Raw genomic sequence first — 22235 nt, forward strand, 5'->3', positions numbered from 1 at the left:
GCATCGTCACTATCCCCCCATTTGCGGCACGCGCGAGCGGCCAATTTTATTCTTTGCGCCCGTTCAGGGCTTATCGAGCCGGCGAGACCGGCACTTCGAACGTGCCGACCGGCAGCGGTGCGTCATCCGCGAGATTGGTCGCAGGCGCATCGGCCCAGGCGTAGCGGACGCGTGTTACGGGTTGGCCATCGCTTGGCAGGGTTACGGTCGATCCAGAAACCCGGCCGGCGGCATAGCGGCAGGTGCCGACCGCGGGGCCGCAAAGCTCGAAGCCGATCGCCTGCGCAGAGCTGCGGGCGTGCAATGCGCCCGTGACGCCGCTGAACCGGACCGCGACGCTGCCATCCGGGTTACGCCGCGCATCGGCGACCGCCGGGCCGGAGGGGGCGATCTTCTCGCCGTACACCGCCGCGCGCATCACGCGCGCGAGTCTCTGCCCGACCTCGTGTTTCTCGCCGGGATGGATGTCGAGCGGATCGCCAAGATCGAGCGCGACGGCGATGCCGGCATGCGGGTCCGCCGCCGCTACGCGTCGCTGCGCATCGCGGACATCGCCCCAGCCGCTTTCGCTCGGGGCGATAGCCGGGCTGCCGTAATTGGCGAGCTGGACGATCGCGAAGCCGGTCTCGGGCGTGCCGAAACGGCGCCGCCAATCGGCGATCAATGCCGTCATCCGGCGATCATAACCGGGGATGCCGGTGTCGGACTCGCCCTGATACCAGGCCATGCCGGCGAATTTCGTGGCGCCAAGCGGCGCGATCATCGCGTTGTAGAGCGTGCCGGCGCCGTTGATGTCGTCCCACGGTACGCGTGGTGCGGCGTCCGCAAGCCGCTTCGCGATTGCATAACGCCAGCCGGTGCCGAGCGGGACGCTGGTCCCATCGGCGAACGACAGCCGCATCGTATCCGCGGGGCCGGTCATGCCGCCATAGGCGTAGACGTCGTCGTCGTTCACGGTGAGGACGTTGCGCCCGGCTCTCAAGCTACCGGCGGGCAGCGCGTAGACGCGCGATTGCGACGCGAGGCTGCTGCCGCCGACGCCTATGCCGTTGACCCAGGTGCGGTCCGCGTCGTCGACCATGCCGAGCACCAGCGTCGCAGGACCGCGCGCCTGCTCGGCGGTCAGTTGGACCTCATGCTGGTACCAGAGCATGCCGTTGTAGCTGGCCAGCTCGGGGACGCCCCACGTCTCGAAATTGGTCATCGCCGGGACTGGACGCCAGTCGAGCGCTGCATCCGCCTGCCACGGCTCGCGGCCCGTCGTATCGCCCGACCCTGCGCGCCACCAGTTTTCCCAGATCGTCGACGCCTGCCGGTTGGCGGCCGCGGGATCGCGGGCGTAGAGCGCGAGGAGATCGGCGGGGTCGCCTAGTCCCGCCTGACGCAGCGCAGTATCGCTCATCCACGCACTGATCCGCGATCCGCCCCAGCTCGAATGCACCGCGCCGATCGGTACGCCCGACGTGCGGCGCAGCGCCTGAACCATGTAGAAGCACGCGGCGGAGAAGCTTGGCGCGGTGGTGGGGCCGGACACCGTCCATGCCGGCTGTTGGGCAAATCGCGCGACCGGTGCAGCGGCGGACACCTTCTCGACGGTCAACAGGCGGAGCTTGTCGTCGACCTCCGGATGCGCATCGGGAAACAGGCCCTGGCCCTGCTCGACGCGGAGTTCCATGTTACTCTGGCCCGAACACAGGAACACGTCGCCGACCAGGATATCGCGGAGGACCGCCGCACCGCTCGGCGCGGCGATCGTCAGGTCGTAGGGACCACCGGCGGGAAGGGGAGGCAGGTTCACCGAAAACTTGCCGTCGCGCGCGGCCTTGGCCGTGACGCTGCGGCCGGCGAGCGTGATCATCACCGTCTCGCCAGCCGCCGCCTGTCCGGTCAGGACGACGGGCTGGCCGCGCTGGATTACCGCGTGATCGCTCAGGATACCGTCGAGGCGCGGGGCCGCCGACGCTGCGGTCGCGCCGATGGTTAGGATCGCGCCGATGGCCAGGCACGCTGTGACGGTCCGCATAATGTTCCCCTGACGGCTAGATCGACTGAAGGCCGTGCCGCTTGATCTTGTCGATGAGATCGCGGTGACCGGGCAGGCTGCTTACCAGTCGCTGCGTCTGCATCTGGTTGTCGTGTCGTGCACGCCGCGCCAGCGCGAGGTCGTCGTCGATCGTGCCCGGCATGACCGCGGTCCGCGCACCCATGCCGTACAGCACATATTGATAGCTGGCGGACGGGAAGACTTCTTCGGCGCGGTCGAACTCGTCATGTACCCATGGCGACTGGAAGCGCCACAGCTCCATCAGCCCCATCAGGCGGTCGGGGATCGTTTCCGGCCGCACATTGTCGCGCCAGAACTCGGTGTCGGTGCGCTGGGTCAGCGCATAATGCAGCTTCAGGAAGTCGATGATGCGGCCCCAGCGGTAGCTGGTGGTGTCGTTGAAGCGGCGCGCGACGACGTCCATCACCTCGCGGCAGGCCGGCGTCTGTTCCGCGATCATCTTCGCCGACAGCTCGATCAGGACGATCGCGGAGGCTTCGAGCGGTTCGAGGAACCCTGCGGCCAGCCCGACCGCGACGCAGTTGCGCGCCCAGAACTGCTCGCGGTGGCCGGCGCGGATCGCAAGCCGTCGCGCGGTCAGGTCGCGCGCGGCGGGGCCGATATAGTCGCGCAGTTCCTGCTCGGCGGCATCCACGCTGATGTGGCTGCTCGAAAATACATGGCCGACCCCGCGCCGCGTCGGCAGGCCGATGTCCCAGATCCAGCCGGCCGATTGCGCCGTGGAGATCGTATGGCTCGCGATCGGATCGTCGGGCAGGTCGTACGGCACCTGCATCGCCAGCGCGGTGTCGCAGAACAGGACATCGGTGCAACTGCGGAACGGCACCTTCATCGCGCCGCCGATCAGCAGCGCGGCAAAGCCGGTGCAGTCGACGAACAAGTCGCCCGCGATTGAAACGCCCTGCTCGGTGTCGAGGCTGGCGATGTCGCCGCTCTCGTTGAGCCGGACCTCGGTGACGTCGGCCTTCACATGGCGGACGCCGAGCGTGTCGCAGCAATGCCGCTGGAGGAAATGCGAGAATTTGCCCGCGTCGAGGTGATAGGCGTAGTTCGCATGGCCGTCATATTCTGGCGTCGCGATCGTCTTGGGACCGAGCCCTTCATCGCAGATCCTGCCCTGTGGCGTGACCGTGTCGCAGAACGTCGCGCTGCCGTCTTCCGCCAACCAGTGCGGCGCGAGGTTTACCTGGCCGAAGTGCTGGGGGAGCATCAGCGGATGATAATAGCCGTCGTCCGGCGTGCCCGTGGTCCAGCGATTGAACCGCGCGCCCTGTTTGAACGACGCGTCGCATTGCCGGAAGAGTTCGGTCTCCGATACGCCCATCTTCTTGAGCGTCGAACGCAGCGTCGGCCAAGTCCCTTCGCCCACGCCGATCGTCGGCACGTTGGGCGATTCGACCAGGGTCACGGTGAAGCCGTGCTGGCGGCGTGCCTGATGCTTGGCCGCGATGACGCCCGCGGTCAGCCACCCCGCGGTGCCGCCGCCGACGATAACAATGTTCTGAATTTCGTGCATGGTGCAGCGTAATCGAAAAGAGGCGGAACACGAACAGGACGTGTTCCGCCAGGGGGAGGGGTTAGAAACGGTAGCGGATACCCGCCGTGTAGCGACGGCCGTAATCGAACACGTCGAGCAGTTGGTTGTCAAAGCGCCCGTGCGTGCTCTGCTGGTTGTTGTTGATGTTCAGCGCCTCGCCGAAAACGCTGAAGTGCTTGTTGATGTCGTAGCTCGTCGTCAGATCGATCTGGAAGCTCTGGTTGACGAAGGTCGGTTCCGCGCCGAACGAACCGGTGTTCTGGAGCTGACCGAACTGGAGCAGATACTTGTCGCGCCAGTTGAGCGCGGTGCGGAACTGGAACCCCCCCTTGTCGTAGAAGCCGACGAAGTTCGCCGAATTCGCCAAGCCCGTGACTGCGAAGCCGGTCTGTGAGATGTTCGTTTCGTCATACGGCCGGTTGGTGTTGACGAAGGTCGCGTTCGCCTGGAACCCGAAGCCCGAGCTGCCGAACACCTGCTGCCAGGCAAGTTCGACGCCGCGGACGGTGGCGTCTGGTCCGTTCACTTGCTGTGTGACTGCGAAACTGGCCAGTGTGCCCGTTGTCGGATCGACCAGGCCGTTGATCGCCTGTCGGGTAACGCCGCCGACCACGAAGTTGCTGACGTTCTTCAGGAAGAAGCCGACCGAGAGATACGAGTTGCGCTGATAATACCATTCAGCACCGATATCGAAATTGTCGGCGAGATAGGGCTTCAGGTTGGGATTGCCGCCGCTTGCCGAAAGGGCACCGATACGCTGGCCGTTCCCGACGTTGAGCACCGGATTCAGCAGCGCGAGCGACGGACGGGTCAACGTTCGCGAGGCATCGAACCTGAGGATCAGATTGTCCGCTAGCTCCAGCTTCGCGTCCATGCTTGGCAGCAGGTACGAGTAGGAACTGTTGCTCGTGACGCCCTGCACGTCAGTATAGGTCGGGATGCTCAGCAATGTCCGGTCGGCAGTGCTGGTCACCAGCGACGTGGGCAGGCGACCCTGTCCGGTCGAGACCAGGTTGGTGTTCTCGTTACGCACGCCTGCGTTGAAAGTGAACGGCAGGCTGCCGATCTCGGTCTTGAAGTTGACGCTGAAATACAGCGACCACGTCCGCTCTCGGACCCGCAAGATGCTGCCCGGATCGACCGCTTCGTCGAATGTCCCGGTGAAGCCGGTCACGTTGCCATAGTTGAACCCCGGCACGTTCTGCGCCTGCGGGTTGCCCAGGCTGGTCAGATAGTTCTGGTACGCAATCGGGCTGAACACGAACACCGATGGCGGCAGACTGCCGTCGAACCCCGGGATGAAGTTGTTGAGGCTGACCGACCCCTGGTACAGATTTGCGGGCAGGGGCGCGACGCCCGAGGTGCCGGCAGAGGGTGCACCGTAACCGGCATAGGCCTGCCAGAAATTATTCGTGAAGGTGCTGGTGTTCCGGAAGTTGAACGTATCCTGATAAAATTGGCCGCCGGCCTTGATCGTCAGGTCGTCCTGCTTCCAAGTGGCATTGCCGCGGAACTGCATCAGTTCGTCGGTGTTGCGCTGCGTCTGGTTGACCGCGACGTGCGTGCCGATCAGCGACGTGTCCGCCCAGGCGGCGGTGTTGCCGGCCGGACCAAAGTTGCTGATCGTCGGGAACGCGCTGCTGCTGTTGCCGTCTACGGTGAACTGCAGCGTGTTGCCCAGCGCCGTGCCATAGCCGATGTCGCCGTTCTGGCTGCCGATGACGTTGCCGGGATTCCGCCAGCTTTTCGCATAGGACCCATCGGCCTCCAGCGTCAGATTTTCGGTCGCGTCGTATTTGACGTTGAGGCCGGTCTGGTTGGTCTGGAGGATCTCGGTGTTGCGAGCCGACGTGAAGTCGGTCGGCGTGCCGGCCTGCGTGAAGTCGACCGCGGTTCCGTTCCCGTCGAGCGTCACGTTGCGCAGGTCGCCCTGGTTGAACCAGACGCCGAACGCATAATTGTTCTGGACGATTTCCTGACGAGAAAAATTATTGTCCAGGGTGACCATCAGGTCGTCGGTCGGATGATATTGGAACGCGACGCGGGCGTCGACGCGTTCGTCCTTCACACGCTGTTGCTCTGCGCCATATTGCTGCGGGAACCAGCCGGGCAGATTCTGGCGATTGTTCGGATTCGCGTAGCCTGCCGATGCCGTATCGCTGGTCGGCGAGCACGCGCCGGCGCCGGCGTTCCCGGTGAGCTGGCACGGCGCGAAGTTGCCGCCGGGCCAGCCGGAAACGTAGACCCGGTTGGTATCGGTATCACGCCGCGTGTAGATGACATCGGCCAGTACGCCGAACGTCTCGTCGTCGGTGGTATCGCTGATCAGCAGGCCCGCGGTCGGCACGATCCTGCCGGCGCGCTCCTGGATCGAACCCGAGCCGGTGGCGGCTAGGCGGAAGCCGGGATGATCGAACGGCTTCGGGAACTGGATGTCGACCGTCGCACCGATCGAGCTCGACGACAGCGACACGTCCGGTGTCTTCAGGACGCTGAGCTGGCCGATGAAGTCGACGCCGACGGTGCTGAAGTCGATCTGACGGCCACCGGTAGCGGTCGAGATACGACGACCGTCATACAAGGTGGTGTTGAAATCGCCGCCGAAGCCGCGGACGGTGATGCCCGTAGGCTCGCCGCGCGAACCCGAGCGCTGAATCGACACGCCGGGAAGCCGCTGCAGGGCCGCGGCGACGTTCGAATCCGGGAACTTGCCAATATCCTCGGCCGAAATGACGTCGACGACGCCGGACGACGTGCGCTTCAGGTCAAGGTTGCGCTGAAGCGAACCGCGCAGGCCGGTGACGATGATGTCGTCGCTCTGCGGTGTGTCGCCCTGCACGGTGTTACCCTGCGACGCGTCGGGCGCAGTTGCCAGGTCCTGCGGCTGTCCGGCCTCCGAAGCCGTCGTCGTATTCGCGGTAGAAGGCACCGCTGGTTGCGGCGCGGCCGGCTGAGCGGTCGTGCTGTTCTGAAGATTGCCCTGATCCTGCGCCATCGCCGGGATCGACCACATCATCGCCAGAACGCTGGTCGCGCAGGCGAGTGTGTTCGACGTGTGGGTCAGTCCTCGAAAGCCAAAAGCACGCGTATTGGTGGTCACGGTCAAACATCCCCTCATGCGCGCCGCGCCGCCCCTTCGATTGAGAGGCGTACACGACAATGTTGCTACGACGTTCGAATCGCGGGCGTTTTCACACCAGCTCGATCATCTACGGTAGCGCTCACAATAAGCATGCCGCCGATCATTGCAAGTATTTGTATGAGTGGTCGCGGGCTTTGCAAGCCGTGCGGCATGTGCGATCTCTCCGTTAGAACACTGCATGGAGGGAGAAAGATGCCGATCTGGGAGACGCTGAGCCACGCACAGCATGCGTCGTTGCGTGTATCGCGTGCGCATGACGGCGAGCGGCAGTTTGCGCAGATCGTCGCCGATGAATTTCTCCAAGCCGCTCCGTACTATGCGGTTCTTTTTACGAAGCATCCAGAGACCGGGGCATTCTATGCGGGCGTCGTGATGGGCCTGGAACCAGGGCGCAACATGATGGCAGTGAACGGCGCGTTGCCCGATTATCGGCCTGCGGACCTCGAACGGCAGGGCTTTTACATCGCCGACGGGCAATTGGTCATCGACCGCGAACACGGCGTCTTTGACGGGCTGGACGGTCAGCTTTTGTTCGACATGAACGGTGAGGCAGCGCTACCGCTCAAGCGCATCCAGCAGGCGCTGCACGTCCTCCAGTCGGGCATCCCGGAAACGGATGCGCTGATCGAACGCTTCCTGGCGCACCGCCTGCTCGAGCCGATCGACGTGACGATGAACTTCGACGATGGCGAGCATCTGAGGCTCGAAGGACTCTACACAATCAGCCTGGACGCGCTGCACGCGCTGCCGGATGCTGCGGTGCTCGAGCTGTTTCGCAGGGGCGATCTACAACTAGCCTATGCACAGGCCGGATCGATTCGCCATCTGCGGACGCTGGGGCGCATCCGCAACAACCGGCTGGCAGACGTGGGCTGATGCTCTACGAACCACCCGCCGACGCGTTGCGCGATCCCGAGACCTTCCGAACAGAGGTCATGACGCGGTGCGAACCGGCGGTGCTGCGCGGTGCGGCGCGGGATTGGCCTATGTTGTCGGGCGCAAAGACGTCGGATGGAGCGCTGGCCGGCGTGGTGGAGCAGCTTCGCCGCTTCGACATCGGCAAGCTCGCTGAAGTGTTCGTCGGCAAGCCAGAGATTGGCGCGCGGTATAATTACGACGCGTCGCTGGCCGGGTTCAATTTCGACCGCAGCGCGGTGCCGTTCGGTGAGGCTTTTACGCGGATTCTCGCCAGCGCGACGGATGCCAATCGGACGAGTATGTACATGGGGTCGATGACCGCGGAGACGTATTTCCCCGGCATCGAAGAGGCGACTCGCCTGCCGTTCATACCGCCGACGGTGCGTCCCCGGTTCTGGGTCGGCCATGCGTCGACGGTCGCCTGCCACTATGACACGATGGACAATGTCGCGTGCGTCGCGGCGGGGCGGCGGCGCTTCACGCTGTTCCCGCCCGATGCGATCCGTGACCTATATGTCGGACCAATCGACCACACGCTCGCCGGCCAGCCTATCGGGCTGGCGGTCGGAAGTGACCCGGGCGATCCGCGGTTTCCCCGTTTCGAAAACGCTCGCGACCGTGCGCTCGTGGTCGAACTGGAACCCGGCGACGCGCTCTACGTGCCGAAACTCTGGTGGCATCAGGTCGAGGCGGTCGGCGACGTCAACGTTCTGGTCAATTTCTGGTGGGACGGGTTCAGCGCGGGGCCGGACCAACCCTACACCGCGATGCTGTTGTCGCTGCTGACGATCGCCGAACGTCCGCCGGCCGAGCGCGCGGCGTGGCGGGCGTGGTTCGATCATTATGTGTTCCGCCCGGACGGTCACCCGCTGGCGTTCCTTCCTCCAGAACGGCACGGCGTGCTGGGTGCGTCGAAAGAAAATTACGGGCGGATCCGGACGCTGGTGATGCGCTTGCTGCGCGGAGGTTGATTTGCCGAGCGGGAGTGATCGGCATACTTCGCGTGCGGCCGGTTAGTCGAAACGTTTGCGCTCGATCGTGAGCCGTCAGTAGCGCCCTGTCGGACATTGCGCCGCGGATCGGATTGGCGCCTTCGGAAAGAAGTCACTGGTCATGATGATCGCGGTCGTCACGCGCGGGTCTTGCGCGGCGAGGATGTGGCCGCGGCGTCGGGCTTGAGCTTTGGAGTCGTGCCCGAGGCTATTGCGAGATAGTCGTGCGACGCGATCTCCGGCAGGTGGTTGCGCGAACTCATGCCGTCCGCGCGACAACGCCATTGCCGAAGACGCAGATCCCAAGCTTGCCTCGAGCTGAACGCACGAATATCGGCCGGGCAGTCTGGTCGTTCCTCGAAGGTCGCGGAGTAGATGTCCGACCCTCGGTCCTCTGGCTCCTGTCGGGTCGCCGTACCGGCGTCGGTCTGCGCGACCGCCGGCGAACTCAGCATCATGCCGGCAATCGGTCCGGGAACCGTAGCGACCGATCGCACCGCCGAACCTACACGTGATATCCGTTCCGTTGAAACGGAAGCACGGGCGTGACCCGACAGGATCGTAGCTATGGAACCATTGCATCCTGTCCCCGCAATGCAATTCTGCAGGTCAATCCCAAGTTTGATAGCGTTATCGGGCAACACGGCCTTGGGATCGCGAAGCAGTCAATACTCATACTATCAGCGAAGTTGAATAGACGCTGCCCTCATCCGAAGAACGGAAGAGCGGTGCTAAAGCTTGCCGTCGTCCTGCGGCGACGACGTGGACTGCCGCTTGACGATTTCGTGGTCCAGCACACGGTCGGCACGCTTGGCGGGAGTCCTTGGCGGCGCGGCGATCTCTGCGACCAGAAGACCAAGCGCTTCGGCGGCGAGTCGGCGGACCGGTTGGTGCACCGTCGTCAGCGGCGGCCACAGCATCACCGCCGCGGTGGTGTCGTCAAACCCGACGACCGTCAGTTCGCGCGGTACGTCGAGCTGTCGCCGATGCGCGACCGACACGACGGCGGCCGCCATGTCGTCGTTGCTCGCGAAGATGGCGGTGGGGGGCGGATCGGCCTGGAGCAATTGATCCCCGGCGGCGAGCCCGGAAGCGAAGCTGAAATCGCCCTGCGCGATCGTCGCGCAAATGCCTGGATGTTCGCGAACCGCGGCGTAGAAGCCATCGAGCCGCTTGAGGCTGGCGACCTGATCGGGGTTGCCGACGACGAACCCGAGCCGGCGGTGACCCATCGCGATCAGCTCGCGTGTCATCTCGTACGCCGCGAGATGATCGTCGATACGGACGCAGATCACGTCGTCGACATCATGCGCGCCGACCGCCGCCACCGGCACGCGCGCCTTGCGCAGCACGTCGAGGACCGCCGCGGACTCGCTCAACGGTGGTGCGCAGATCATGCCCGAGATGCCTGTCGCGACCAGAGTCTCCAACGCGGCGGGGCTCGGCGGACGACCATCCTTGCCTTTCAGCAGAATCAGGCGCGCGCCCCGGATCGAAGCCTCCTCGAACACGCCGGTGAGGAAATCGCTCATGAATGCGGCGCTGGGGTTGGCGTAGATCACGCCGATCTTCAGTTCGGTCGACGTTACCAAGCTGCGCGCGGCGAGATTCGGCGTGTAGCCAAGCGCCTTGATCGCCTCCTGAACGCTGGCGCGCGTCGTCGGGTCGACGCTGGCACGGCCGTTGATAACGCGCGACACCGTCATCGGCGATACGCCGGCCTGTGCGGCGACATCGATGATCGTCGGGCTGCGCGAGCGCCGAGCGCGTTCCTTCACACCGTTCCCTTCAACCCTGCCCGACGACTGTCACGTCGAGCCTCATAGTCCGAACCATACACGTCAAAGCGACCTAGACCTTTGGTCCTACGATGCAAGTTGGCCAGATCTCGACCAGTGTGTTCGACCGCCCTGAATATCGATTGAGAACTGAGCATTAGTCCGTGTGTATCCTGACGTCCGCACCAAGATTGTCGTTCGAGCCCCTCACACCGACTGCCTACCGATGTCGGCGTTCACGAGCATATCGACGATGGATCGAAGCGGTACGTGGAGCCCGAGCGCTACGGCGCAGAATGGCATCGCCTACCGTTGCGCGGGATAAACTTCGCCGAACGTCCGACATTTTTTTTGCAGCAGCAGTGCTTGCCTAAAGCGATCGTCGGCGGCTACCACGCAATGATAACGTTACCGAGGGGGTGAGGGTGCGGCGCTTTACGAATATCCGCTGGACCATCATTGGCCTGTTCGTGGTGGCGATGGTCATCAACTATCTCGCGCGCAGCGTGCTGGGCGTCGCGGCACCCGCGATCATGGCCGAACAGCATATCAGCGCCGCGGAATATTCCTGGATCACCGGCGCGTTCCAGATCGGCATCATGTTCCAGCCGCTCGCCGGCTATGTGCTCGACGTGGTCGGGCTGAAGATCGGCTTCACGGTGTTCGTCGCGCTGTGGTCGCTGATCACGATGGCGCATGGGCTGGCGGCCGGTTGGATGGGATTCGCCGGCCTGCGCGGGGCGCTTGGGCTGGTCGAGGGATCGGCGCAACCGGCGGGCATGAAGCTGGTGGCCGAATGGTTTCCGGCGCGCGAGCGCGGCGTCGCGGGCGGCATATATCAGATCGGCGCGTCGTTCGGAGCGGTGTTCGCGCCCCCGCTGGTCGCCTGGGCGGTGCTCAACCATAGCTGGCGTGCGGCGTTCTTTATTGCGGGTGCGCTCGGGCTCGTGTGGGTCATCGGCTGGCTGTTCTGGTATGCGCCGCCCGCAAAGCACCGCCGTCTGTCGCCGGCCGAACACACGCTGATCGTCGAAGGGCAGGAGGCATCGCTCGCCACGCGCCGCAAGCGTCCGCCGCTCGGCGATCTGCTGCGGCGGCGTAACCTGTGGGCGATCGCGGCGGCGCGGTTCCTCGCCGATCCGGTGTGGGGCATGCTGTCGTTCTGGATGCCGCTATATTTGGTGCAGGTACGCCATTTCGATCTCGGCCAGATTGCGATGTTCGCGTGGCTGCCGTTCCTGGCGGCGGACCTGGGATGCCTGTTCGGGCCGATCGTGGTCGCGTGGCTGCAACGGCGCGGGGTCGACCTGATCGATGCACGGCGCGGTGCGTTCACGGTCGGCGCGGTGCTGATGACGGGCATGATGTTCGTCGGCACCGTCACCAGCCCGATCGCAGCGATCGCGCTGCTATGCCTCGGCGGCTTCGCGCACCAGACGCTGTCGGTGACCGTCATCACGCTGTCGTCGGACCTGTTCCCACAGGACCAGGTCGCGACCGCGACGGGGATGTCGGGTACCGCCGCCAATCTCGGCGTCCTGATCTTTACGCTGGCGCTCGGATCGATGGTCGCGGAGGTTGGCTACCAGCCGTTCTTCATCCTGCTCGGACTGCTCGACCTGGTCGGCGCCGCACTCCTCTGGATCCTGATACGAAAGCCTGCATGACTATTCGAAACCCGATCCTTCCCGGCTTCAATCCGGACCCGTCCATCGTCCGCGTCGGCGACGATTACTACGTCGCGACCTCCACCTTCGAATGGTATCCGGGCGTCCAGATTCATCATTCACGCGACCTGGCGAACTGGCGGCTGGTGACGCGGCCACTCAACCGCGCTAGCCAGCTGGATATGCGTGGGAACCCAGATTCCTGCGGAGTATGGGCGCCGGACCTGAGCCATGCGAACGGCCGGTTCCATCTGATCTACAGCGACGTGAAGCGCTATGGCCAGACTACGATCGATGGCGCGCGGGGGGCGTCGCTACGCGATTTCCACAATTACTGGGTCACGGCGGAGCATATCGACGGGCCCTGGTCCGATCCCGTCCACCTCAACAGCAGCGGTTTCGATCCGGCGCTGTTCCACGACGATGACGGGCGGAGCTGGCTGCTCAACATGCTGTGGGACCATCGGCCGGGCGGGCGTCGTTTCGCCGGGATCGTCGCGCAGGAAATGGATCTCGCCAATGGTGGCCTGCTTGGCGAACGACGGTTGATCTTCGAGGGTACGTCGCTCGGCTTCACCGAGGGGCCGCACCTCTACAAGCGTGACGGCTGGTATCACCTGCTGGTCGCGGAAGGCGGCACCGAGCGCAACCATGCCGTCGTGATGGCGCGGTCACGGTCACTGTTCGGCCCGTACGAGGTGCATCCGGATGGCCCGGTACTGACTGCGGCGGGCAAGCAGGGCGCGGCGTTGCAACGGACCGGGCACGGCGATCTGGTCGAAACGCCAACGGGTGAAACCCGGATGGTGTATCTGTGCGGGCGGCCGCTGCCCGTCAGCGACCGGTGTGTGCTGGGCCGCGAGACCGCGATCCAGCCGATGCGCTGGGGCGAGGATGGCTGGCTGCGGACGCTCGACGGCGAAGCGAGTCCCGCGCTGGTCGTGGAGGATGCCACGCCGTCGGTCGCTTCCGAGCCGCAACGCGACCGAAGCGCATTCGATACCGCGACGTTGCCCGAGGCATTCCAGTGGCTTCGTACCCCGGATGCCGACCGGTTGTTCAGCTTGACCGCGCGGCCTGGCTATCTGAGGCTGTATGGCCGCGAGACGATCGGGAGCCATTTCACGCAGTCGCTGGTCGCACGCCGGCAGCAGGCGTTCGCCTATGCTGCCGAGACGCAGGTGACATTCGCGCCACGCCATTTTCAGCAGGCGGCGGGGCTGGTCTGCTATTATAATTCGACCAAGTTCCATTATCTGCACGTCACCGCCGACGACGATGGCCAGCGTGTGCTTCAGGTGCTGTCGGCGATCCCGACCCCGCTCGGCAGTAGCGTGATGACGCAGCCTATAGCGATCGACGCGGGACCGATCGGACTGCGCGTCGAGGTGGATCACGAAAGCCTCCGCTTTGGATACCGGAGTGCCGGATCGACGGACTGGATTTGGCTAGCCGAACGGTTCGACGCGAGCATCCTGTCTGATGAGGCGACTCTGCCGGGGCTGCCGAACTTCACCGGCGCCTTTGTCGGGATGGCGTGCCAGGATCTGTCGGGAGCAGGCGAACCGGCGGATTTCAGCTATTTCGAGTATGTCGAAGGCGGCAATGGCTGAACGGATGGGCGGGACGTGGCGTAAATGCCCGTTGCGCCCTCCGAGAGATTGTCGCAGCCTTACGCCGCGATCTTCAGGTCCTGCATCACGTCGGCCGTGATCGAGAGGCTCCGCTTGCGCGCTTCGTGGTCGTAGATCGCGCTCGTGACCATGACCTCGTCGACGCCGGTCCGCTCGATGAATGCCGCGATCCCGCGCGCAACCTTGGCCGGGCTGCCGACTGCCGAGCATTGCAGCACGTGGTCGAGGATCTGGTTACCCTGCGCGCCGAGCGATTCGCGGTAGCCGGTGAGTGGCGGCTTCATCTTGCCGGGGTTGCCGGTGCGAAGCGCCACGAACGACTGCTGCTGCGAACTGGCGAGCAGTTCTGCTTCAGCGTCCGTATCCGCCGCGAACACGTTGAAGCCAGCCATCGCATGCGGCTTGGCGAGCCGCGCGGACGGGCGGAAATCGCGGCGGTAGATTGCGAGCGCCGCATCAAGCGCGTCGGGGGCGAAGTGCGAGGCGAACGCGTAAGGCATGCCTAGCGCCGCCGCCAATTGCGCGCCGAACGTGCTGGAGCCCAGGATCCACATCTCGACATCTGCGCCAGCGCCCGGCGTGGCGACGATACCGGTCTGGCCGTCGTTGGCGAAGTAGCTTTGCAGCTCCATCACGTCCTGCGGGAAGGCGTTGGCGTCGGTTTCCAGCGTGCGGCGCATCGCGCGAGCGACACGCTGGTCGGAGCCGGGCGCGCGGCCAAGACCCAAGTCGATACGACCCGGGAACAGTGCGTCGAGCGTGCCGAACTGCTCGGCGATCACCAGCGGCGCGTGGTTGGGGAGCATGATGCCGCCCGAGCCGACGCGGATCGTCTTCGTGGCTGCGGCGATGTGCGCGATCACCACCGCGGTCGCAGCCGAGGCGATCCCGGTCATGCCGTGGTGTTCGGCGACCCAATATCGCTGGAACCCGACGTTCTCGGCATGCCGCGCGAGGTCGGCCGCGTTGGCGAGCGATTTAGAGACGGTGCCGCCTTCGATGACGGGGACCAGATCGAGCAGGGAATAACGTGTCATGCGTCAGAGATAGGTACCGAGCGGTAGCTTATCCACCCTTGATGTGAATCCCGGTGCTTTCGTTCGGTCGTACCAACGTCAGCCCGCTTGTCGCCGCGCGCCGCGTTCCGTAGAGGTTCCGGCCGATGCTTGCCCGCCTTGACCCCCGCCTCGACCATGTCCGCAACTGGATCTTCGATCTCGACAACACGCTGTACCCGGCGAGCGCGGACCTGTTCGCGCAGGTCGATGCGCGAATGACCGGGTTCATCCAGGATCTGCTCGGCCTCGACCATGACGAGGCTCGGCGCGTGCAGAAGGGGTATTTCCATAATCACGGCACGACGCTGTCGGGGTTGATGACCGAGCATCACGTCGATCCCCACGCGTTCCTCGCGCATGTCCACGATATCGAGATGGACGTCCTTGAGCATGATGCGCCGCTGGTCGCGGCGATCGCCAAGCTGCCGGGGCGCAAGCTGGTCTTCACCAATGGCGACAAGCCCTATGCGCTGAAGATCCTCGACCGGCTCGGGCTGGGCGAGAGTTTCGAGGCGATCCACGACATTCACGCGATGGACCTGATGCCGAAGCCGCATGCGTCGGCCTATGCGGGCTTCTGCGCGGCGTTCGATATCGACCCGCGGGAGTCGCTGTTCGTCGACGACATGACGCGCAATCTCGCGCCGGCCAAGGCGATCGGAATGACCACCGTGTGGGTCGACAACGGCTCCGAGCAATCCCCCGGCGGCGCGCGCGACCACATCGATTTTACCGTGCCGGTGCTTGCGCCGTGGCTCGAAACCATCCTGGAGATATCATGACCTTGCAGACCATCATCGACGCCGCCTGGGAAGACCGCGCGAACCTCGGCCTCGATACCAAGGGTGAGATTCGCGATGCCGTCGAGTCGGCGCTCGCGATGCTGGACGCGGGCACCGCGCGCGTTGCCGAGCCGACGGCTGACGGCTGGCAGGTCAATCAATGGCTGAAGAAGGCGGTCCTCCTGTCGTTCCGCCTGAACGACAATGTCGTGATCGAGGGCGGATCGGCCGGCGCGCCTGCGTTCGACAAGGTGCCTTCGAAATTCGCGGGCTGGGGCGATGCGGAGTTCCGCTCGGCGGGCATCCGCGTCGTCCCCGGTGCGGTCGCGCGGCGCGGGAGCTTTATCGCCAAGGGTGCGATCCTGATGCCGAGCTTCGTCAATATCGGCGCGTATGTCGGCGAGGGGACGATGGTCGACGCCTGGGCGACGGTCGGCTCGTGCGCACAGATCGGCAAGAACGTGCATCTGTCGGGCGGTGCCGGGATCGGCGGCGTGCTCGAGCCGTTGCAGGCCGACCCCGTCATCATCGGCGACGGCGCCTTCATCGGTGCGCGCGCGGAAGTGGCCGAGGGCGTCCGCGTCGGCGAGGGCGCGGTGCTGTCGATGGGCGTGTATCTCGGCGCCTCGACCAAGATCATCGACCGCGCGACCGGCGAAGTCTTCAAGGGCGAAGTGCCGCCGTACGCGGTGGTCGTGCCCGGCTCGATCGGCGGCGGTGACGGCAAGCCGGCCTTGTACTGCGCCGTGATCGTCAAGCGGGTCGATGCGCAAACACGGTCCAAAACCTCGATCAACGACCTTCTGAGGGACTGATCGGGTCGACAACCCGGTGGCTGCTGCCTATCCGGGACGAAACATACCGAGGAGAAATATTTTGACCGCTGCCGCCAGCCAGGTTCTCGACCGCGTTCTCGTTCTCGAAATGGTCCGCGTGACCGAAGCTGCGGCGATCGCCGCGTCCACGCTCGTCGGTCGCGGCGACGAGAAGGCGGCGGATGCGGCCGCGGTCGAGGCGATGCGCGAGGCGCTCAACTCGCTGTACATGGACGGCACCGTCGTGATCGGCGAGGGCGAGCGCGACGAAGCCCCTATGCTGTTCATCGGCGAGAAGGTCGGATCCGCGATCGGCACCGGCCCGAAGATCGACATCGCACTCGATCCGCTCGAAGGCACGACGATCTGCGCGACCGCGGGCCCGAACAGCCTCGCCGTGCTGGCGATCGCCGAAGAGGGCGGTCTGCTCAACGCGCCCGACGTCTACATGGACAAGATCGCGGTCGGGCCGGGCTATCCCGAGGGCATCATCGATCTCGACAAGACGCCGACCGAGAACATCAACGCCGTGGCCGCTGCGAAGGGCGTGCCGGCGCGCGACCTGATCGTGTGCGTGCTCGATCGGCCGCGTCATGAGGCGCTGATCGCTGAACTGCGCCAGGTTGGTTGCGGAATCATGCTGATCGGTGACGGCGACGTCGCCGGTGTGATCGCGACGTCCGATCCGGAGACTACGGTCGACGTGTATATGGGTTCGGGCGGCGCCCCCGAGGGTGTGCTGGCGTGCGCGGCGCTGCGCTGTGTCGGTGGGCAGTTCAAGGGGCGTTTGCTGTTCCGCAACGACGACGAGCGCGGTCGTGCGGCGAAGTGGGGGATTACGGACCTCGACAAGCAGTATGACCTTTCCGAGCTGGCCAAGGGCGACTGCATCTTCGCGGCGACTGGGGTTACCGATGGCTCGCTGCTGGCGGGCGTGAAGCGGAAGAAGGGCAAGATGACCACCGAGAGCGTGGTCATGCGCGCGTCTTCGGGGACGGTGCGTTGGGTCAAGGGCGAGCATCGGACTGATTGATCGGGACCGCGAGTACCACCCCGGCGAACGCCGGGGCCCAGGTGGAAAGTTCGGAGTAATAAAGCGCATTCCTCCGTTAGCGACGTTTTCTAACTGGGCCCCGGCCTTCGCCGGGGTGGAGCATTGGGTTAGGGTGCCGCACCAACCACCATGTTTCCCCGAGAAGGCGGGGACCCAGACTGGGCTTCCGCATTCGCGGGAGAACAAGGTTAGGGAGGTATGCGCATGATCCTTCCCAACGCCCTCCTCCTCGCCACCCTCATGAGCCTGGTCTGGTTCCTCAAGGGCGACCTCCTCGGCTATCGTCGCATCAAGCGCCTCCCGGACACCGCCTCGCGCCAGAAAACCTACCGCCTGTGGATCGCCAAGGCCGCGATCGCCTTCGTCCTGCCGGCCATCATCGGCCTCGCGCTACTGGGTCGCCTCGACGCCATCGTCACCGCCCCCCGCGAGTTCGACGCCCTGCGCAGCCTCCTGCCAAGCCTCGCCGGCGACAGCCGCGCGGAACTGCTCGGCATGATCGGTGGAAGCGCGCTCGGCGGCCTGGTCATCGGCGCGGTCCTCGCCACGCGGCGCAACTGGCGCATCCTCAAGACGATCGGCAATGTCGGGTCGCTCCTGCCGCGCAACCGGCCCGAGATCATGCACGCCGCCGCCATGTCGATCGCGGCAGGCATATCCGAAGAACTCGCCTTCCGCCTGTTCCTGCCGCTGCTGGTCGCGCTCGTGTCCGGCAACGCGTTCGTCGCGTTCGGCGTCGCGATCGCGGCGTTCGGTGCGATGCACCTCTATCAGGGGCGAGCCGGCGTGATCGCGACCACGCTCGTCGGCGCGCTGATGGCGGCGATCTATCTGATGACGGGCGAGTTGTGGCTGGCGATGCTCCTGCACGCATTGATCGATCTCAATTCGCTGGCATTGCGACCGGCGCTGACCGGAGCGTGGCGCGCGGCTTGACTTCGCCTTCGCGGGTTCGTCCAATCGCGGTACGGTTCACGAAGGGCCAGGGTTCACGAAGGAAAATTCCATGTCGCGCCACGCTCTCCTGCTCGCGCTCGCAGTCACCGCCGCGGTGCCCAGCGCAACCATCGCGCAGACGGGCCTGCAGGCGGCGGCGCAGTCCCCTTTCACCTTCGAGGAGGTGATGGTGCCGATGCGCGACGGGGCGAAGCTGCAGACCGTCATCATGCGACCGCGCGGGATGACCGGGCCGCTGCCGATCCTGCTCCAGCGGACCCCCTACGGCGTGCCGGACGCGCCGTTTCCCAACGCCAGCCGGTTCGGTCCGCTGATGAAGGACGGCTACATCTTCGTGTTCCAGTCGATGCGCGGGCGGTTCAAGTCGGACGGCGTCTTCACACTGTCGACTGCGGTGCATGCCAAGGGCAACGGGGCCGGTGATCCGAAAGCGGTCGACGAGGCCACGGACGCCTACGACACCGTCGGATGGCTGGTGAAGAACGTCCCCGCGAACACCGGCAAGGTCGGCATGTGGGGCGTGTCATACCCCGGTTTCGCCGCGGCCGTCGCGCTGGCGAACCCGCATCCTGCGCTGAAGGCGGTCTCCCCGCAGGCGGCATGGATCGATTACTGGCAGTCGGACGACCTCCACCGCAACGGCGCGCTGCGGCTGAGCTATGCGACCGACTGGGTGTCGTCGCTGCAACTCGACAAGACGAAGAATTCCGACTTCGCCTATCCGAGCGATACGTACGATTATTTCCTCAAGGCGGGCTCGGCGGAGGCGATCGACCGGACCGTCTTCAAGGGCCGAGTGCCGATGTTCACGTCGCTGCTCGATCACCCGAACCACGATGGCTTCTACACCGCGCAGCGTTGGACCGATTCGCTCGGCAAGACGACCGTCCCGACGCTGAACGTCGCCGGGTTCTGGGATCAGGAGGATCCGTGGGGTTCGTGGCAGATCTACGCCAAGCAGAAGCGCAACGATCCCGATCATCTCGCGCAGATGGTGGCTGGGCCGTGGCGGCATGGCGGATGGCAGGGTACGGCGGATCACCTCGGCCCGATCCCGCTCGGCACCGCCAGCGGCACGCAGTTCCAGGAGCAGATCCAGGCGCCGTTCTTCGCCTATTGGCTGCACGGCAAGGGCGCGCGGCCGGACTTTGCGGCGAAGATGTTCCAGTCGGGTTCGAACGTCTGGAAGACCTATGCGGCCTGGCCTCCGACGGGCGCGAAGGCGACGAACCTGTACTTGCACACGGACGGCAGCCTGTCGTTCACTGCGCCGGCCGCGGGTGAAGGATGCCGCGGTTACGTGTCCGATCCGGCGAACCCGGTGCCGTTTCGTAAGCGGCCAATGTCGGCGACCTATGCCAGCCCGGACTGGTCGTGGTGGGAGGCGGACGACCAGCGCTTCGTCGACCACCGGCCCGATGTGCTGGGGTATGTGTCGGAGCCACTGGCCGCCGACCTGACCGTGACGGGGGCGTTGTCGGCGACGTTGCAGGCATCGACCAGCGGCGCGGACAGCGATTTCGTGGTGAAGCTGATCGACGTGCTGCCCGACGATACCGAAGCGTTCGACGGCCGCACGGCGCAACCGGGCGATTATGCGAAGACGCTCAACGGCTATCAGTTGCCGATCGCGATGGAGGTGCGGCGCGGGCGGTTCCTGGCGAGCGATACCGCGCCGCAACCCCTGGTGCCGGGGAAGGTCGTGGCTTGGGACGTGCCGCTGCGCGATCACGATCACGTGTTCAAGGCGGGGCACCGGATCATGGTGCAAATCCAGTCGACGTGGTTCCCGATGATCGACCGCAACCCGCAATCGTTCGTGGCGAACATCGGGCGGGCGAAGCCGGCGGACTATGTGAAGGCGACGCAGAAGGTCTGTGCGGGGTCGCGGGTGACGTTGCCGGTTATGCGGTAGGGTTTGGACGGCCGAGCAGCATGTACGCACCACCCCGGCGAAGGCCGGGGTCCAATTGGGAAACGTTGCTGACGAGAGACAGCGCGTCGTTACTGCAACCTCACCAATTGGGCCCCGGCCTCCGCCGGGGTGGTGCGTCTGTCCACCGTCAGTTTTTCATCCGCCAGCCGGTCTTGAAGATCCACGCGATCACCAACAAGCACACCGCCAGGAAGCCGGCCGTCACTGCGAGGCTTACCCCCACGGCCACGTCACCTTGCCCGAAGAAGCTCCAGCGGAAGCCGCTCACCAGGTACACGACCGGGTTGAACAGGCTGAACGTCCGCCACGGCTGAGGCAGCATGTCGATCGAGTAGAACGCGCCGCCGAGGAACGTCAGCGGCGTGATCAGCAGTGCGGGGACGAAGTTGAGCTGCTCGAACCCGTTGGCCCACACGCCGATGATGAACCCGAACAGGCTGAACGCCACTGCGGTCAGGATCAGGAACGCGAGCATCGCGAACGGGTGCTCGATGCGCAGCGGCACGAAGAACGACGCGGTCGTGAGGATGATCAGCCCGAGGATCACCGACTTGGTGGTCGCGGCGCCAACATAGCCGATCACCATCTCCATCGCCGAGACGGGGGCCGACAACAGCTCGTAGATCGTGCCCGTGAACTTCGGGAAGTAGATGCCGATCGAGGCGTTCGAGATGCTCTGCGTGAGCAGCGAAAGCATGATCAGGCCGGGGACGATGAAGCTGCCGTAATCGACGCCACCGACATTCTGCATGCGACTGCCGATCGCACCGCCGAAGACGATGAAATACAGCGACGTGGTGAGAACCGGCGTGACGAGGCTCTGCCACAAGGTGCGCAGCGCACGCGCCATTTCGAAGCGATAGATCGCCCAGATGCCATGGGTGTTCATGCGCGCTCTCCGACGAGATCGACAAAGATGTCTTCGAGGCTCGATTTGCTGGTTTCGAGGTCCTTGAAGCCGATGCCGAGTTCGGCGAGTTTGCGGAGCAACGAGGGAATGCCGGTGTGGTCGGCCTGCGCATCGAACACGTAGCGGAGGCGCTTACCGTCGTCCTGTAGCGACACGTCCCAGTCGGCGAGTTCTGCGGGGATCGTCGTCATCGGATCTTGGAGCGCGATGTCCAACTCGCGCTTGCCGAGCTTCTTCATCAGCGACGCCTTGTCGTCGACGAGCAGCAGCTTGCCCTTGTTGATGACGCCGACGCGGTCGGCCATTTCCTCGGCTTCCTCGATGTAATGCGTCGTCAGGATGATCGTCGTGCCGCCCTCGCGGAGGCGGTGGACGAGCTTCCACATGTCGCGACGCAGCGCCACGTCGACGCCCGCGGTGGGCTCGTCGAGGAACAGGATTTCGGGCTCGTGGCTGAGCGCTTTGGCGATCAGGACGCGGCGTTTCATCCCGCCCGAGAGTTCGCGGATCTTGGCGTCGCGCTTGTCCCACAGCGAGAGGTCGCGGAGCACCTGTTCGATGTAATCGCTATGCCCCGAGCGGCCGAACAGGCGGCGGCTGAAGGTGACGGTGGCGAGCACCGTCTCGAACATGTCGACGTTGAGTTCCTGCGGGACGAGGCCGATGCGGCTGCGCGCCTGCTTATAGTCGCGGATCGCGTCGTAGCCGGCGACCTTGATCGTGCCGGCGGAGGGCGTGACGATGCCGCAGATGATGCTGATCAGCGTCGTCTTGCCCGCGCCGTTGGGGCCGAGGAGGGCGAAGATCTCGCCCTTCTGGATATCGAGGTCGACGGGGTGGAGGGCGGTGGTGCCGCTCTTGTAGGTCTTGGTGACGCCCGCGATGGACAGGATCGGTTCGGTCATTGGCACCCCTTTTTCGTGTGGGGAAGATGGGGGTGGGGAGGGGGGAATGATAGGGGCTCCCGCCTTGTTCTCCTGCGAACGCAGG

The 22235-nt window shown here is 65.0% G+C and carries 17 protein-coding genes; 9 read left to right on the plus strand and 8 right to left on the minus strand.

The features are described from left to right. Positions 1-70: 70 nt before the first annotated feature. The 3 genes from U1708_RS12165 to U1708_RS12175 form a co-directional block, all read right to left on the minus strand. The gene (locus tag U1708_RS12165) at positions 71-2023 is read right to left on the minus strand and encodes a sialate O-acetylesterase (protein ID WP_332746041.1); all 1953 of its coding nucleotides are present in this window, start codon (positions 2021-2023) and stop codon (positions 71-73) included. 16 nt (positions 2024-2039) lie between these two features. Beyond that, entirely contained in the window at positions 2040-3581 is a 1542-nt protein-coding gene (locus U1708_RS12170) for a tryptophan halogenase family protein (protein ID WP_332746043.1), read from the minus strand. A gap of 61 nt (positions 3582-3642) precedes the next feature. Continuing rightward, positions 3643-6618: a TonB-dependent receptor gene (locus U1708_RS12175; protein WP_332746227.1), complete on the minus strand. Its 2976-nt coding sequence runs from the start codon at positions 6616-6618 to the stop codon at positions 3643-3645. Positions 6619-6894: 276 nt separating this feature from the next. Here U1708_RS12175 and U1708_RS12180 point away from each other — a divergent pair, with 276 nt between their 5' ends. After that, positions 6895-7620 carry a SapC family protein gene (locus U1708_RS12180; RefSeq protein ID WP_332746045.1) on the plus strand — a complete coding sequence of 242 codons (726 nt, stop codon included), beginning with the start codon at positions 6895-6897 and terminating at the stop codon, positions 7618-7620. Continuing rightward, positions 7620-8633, plus strand: a complete 1014-nt coding sequence (locus U1708_RS12185) for a cupin-like domain-containing protein (protein WP_332746047.1) — start codon at positions 7620-7622, stop codon at positions 8631-8633. The genes U1708_RS12180 and U1708_RS12185 overlap by 1 nt, the downstream gene beginning before the upstream one ends. Positions 8634-8791: 158 nt before the next feature. Here U1708_RS12185 and U1708_RS12190 read toward each other — a convergent pair whose 3' ends face one another. Together U1708_RS12190 and U1708_RS12195 are read right to left on the minus strand one after the other, a co-directional pair. Further along, a complete protein-coding gene (locus U1708_RS12190) occupies positions 8792-9109 on the minus strand; it encodes a hypothetical protein (RefSeq protein WP_332746049.1) in 318 nt (105 codons plus the stop codon). Between the two features lie 276 nt (positions 9110-9385). Beyond that, positions 9386-10432, minus strand: a complete 1047-nt coding sequence (locus tag U1708_RS12195; RefSeq protein ID WP_332746051.1) for a LacI family DNA-binding transcriptional regulator — start codon at positions 10430-10432, stop codon at positions 9386-9388. Between the two features lie 425 nt (positions 10433-10857). Here U1708_RS12195 and U1708_RS12200 point away from each other — a divergent pair, with 425 nt between their 5' ends. After that, on the plus strand, positions 10858-12099 hold the full coding sequence (locus U1708_RS12200) for an MFS transporter (protein WP_332746053.1): 1242 nt from the start codon (positions 10858-10860) through the stop codon (positions 12097-12099). Then, on the plus strand, positions 12096-13712 hold the full coding sequence (locus U1708_RS12205; RefSeq protein WP_332746055.1) for a glycoside hydrolase family 43 protein: 1617 nt from the start codon (positions 12096-12098) through the stop codon (positions 13710-13712). Before U1708_RS12200 ends, U1708_RS12205 begins: the two co-directional genes overlap by 4 nt. 59 nt (positions 13713-13771) lie before the next feature. On the opposite strand, the gene U1708_RS12210 is transcribed toward U1708_RS12205, so the two are convergent. Then, entirely contained in the window at positions 13772-14770 is a 999-nt protein-coding gene (locus U1708_RS12210; protein ID WP_332746057.1) for an LLM class flavin-dependent oxidoreductase, read from the minus strand. A gap of 125 nt (positions 14771-14895) precedes the next feature. On the opposite strand from U1708_RS12210, the gene U1708_RS12215 reads away from it, so the two are divergent. The 5 genes from U1708_RS12215 (at position 14896) to U1708_RS12235 (ending at position 20314) form a co-directional block, all read left to right on the plus strand. Continuing rightward, entirely contained in the window at positions 14896-15573 is a 678-nt protein-coding gene (locus tag U1708_RS12215; protein WP_332746058.1) for a pyrimidine 5'-nucleotidase, read from the plus strand. After that, entirely contained in the window at positions 15570-16388 is an 819-nt protein-coding gene (dapD, locus tag U1708_RS12220; RefSeq protein ID WP_332746059.1) for a 2,3,4,5-tetrahydropyridine-2,6-dicarboxylate N-succinyltransferase, read from the plus strand. The genes U1708_RS12215 and dapD overlap by 4 nt, the downstream gene beginning before the upstream one ends. 61 nt (positions 16389-16449) lie before the next feature. Then, the gene (gene glpX, locus U1708_RS12225; RefSeq protein ID WP_332746061.1) at positions 16450-17421 is read left to right on the plus strand and encodes a class II fructose-bisphosphatase; all 972 of its coding nucleotides are present in this window, start codon (positions 16450-16452) and stop codon (positions 17419-17421) included. Positions 17422-17646: 225 nt separating this feature from the next. Next, positions 17647-18378 (plus strand): CPBP family intramembrane glutamic endopeptidase, encoded by a 732-nt coding sequence (locus tag U1708_RS12230; RefSeq protein ID WP_332746063.1) that lies wholly within the window; start codon positions 17647-17649, stop codon positions 18376-18378. Positions 18379-18448: 70 nt separating this feature from the next. Continuing rightward, complete coding sequence (locus U1708_RS12235) at positions 18449-20314, plus strand: CocE/NonD family hydrolase (RefSeq protein WP_332746065.1); 1866 nt, start codon at positions 18449-18451, stop codon at positions 20312-20314. 148 nt (positions 20315-20462) lie between these two features. Here U1708_RS12235 and U1708_RS12240 read toward each other — a convergent pair whose 3' ends face one another. Then, positions 20463-21224, minus strand: coding sequence for an ABC transporter permease (locus U1708_RS12240; protein WP_332746067.1), 762 nt, complete (start codon positions 21222-21224; stop codon positions 20463-20465). Then, positions 21221-22150, minus strand: coding sequence for an ABC transporter ATP-binding protein (locus U1708_RS12245; protein ID WP_307089035.1), 930 nt, complete (start codon positions 22148-22150; stop codon positions 21221-21223). Before U1708_RS12245 ends, U1708_RS12240 begins: the two co-directional genes overlap by 4 nt. Between the last annotated feature and the right edge of the window lie 85 nt (positions 22151-22235).

It is taken from the genome of Sphingomonas arabinosi (genome assembly GCF_036663715.1).
GTDB lineage: Bacteria > Pseudomonadota > Alphaproteobacteria > Sphingomonadales > Sphingomonadaceae > Sphingomonas.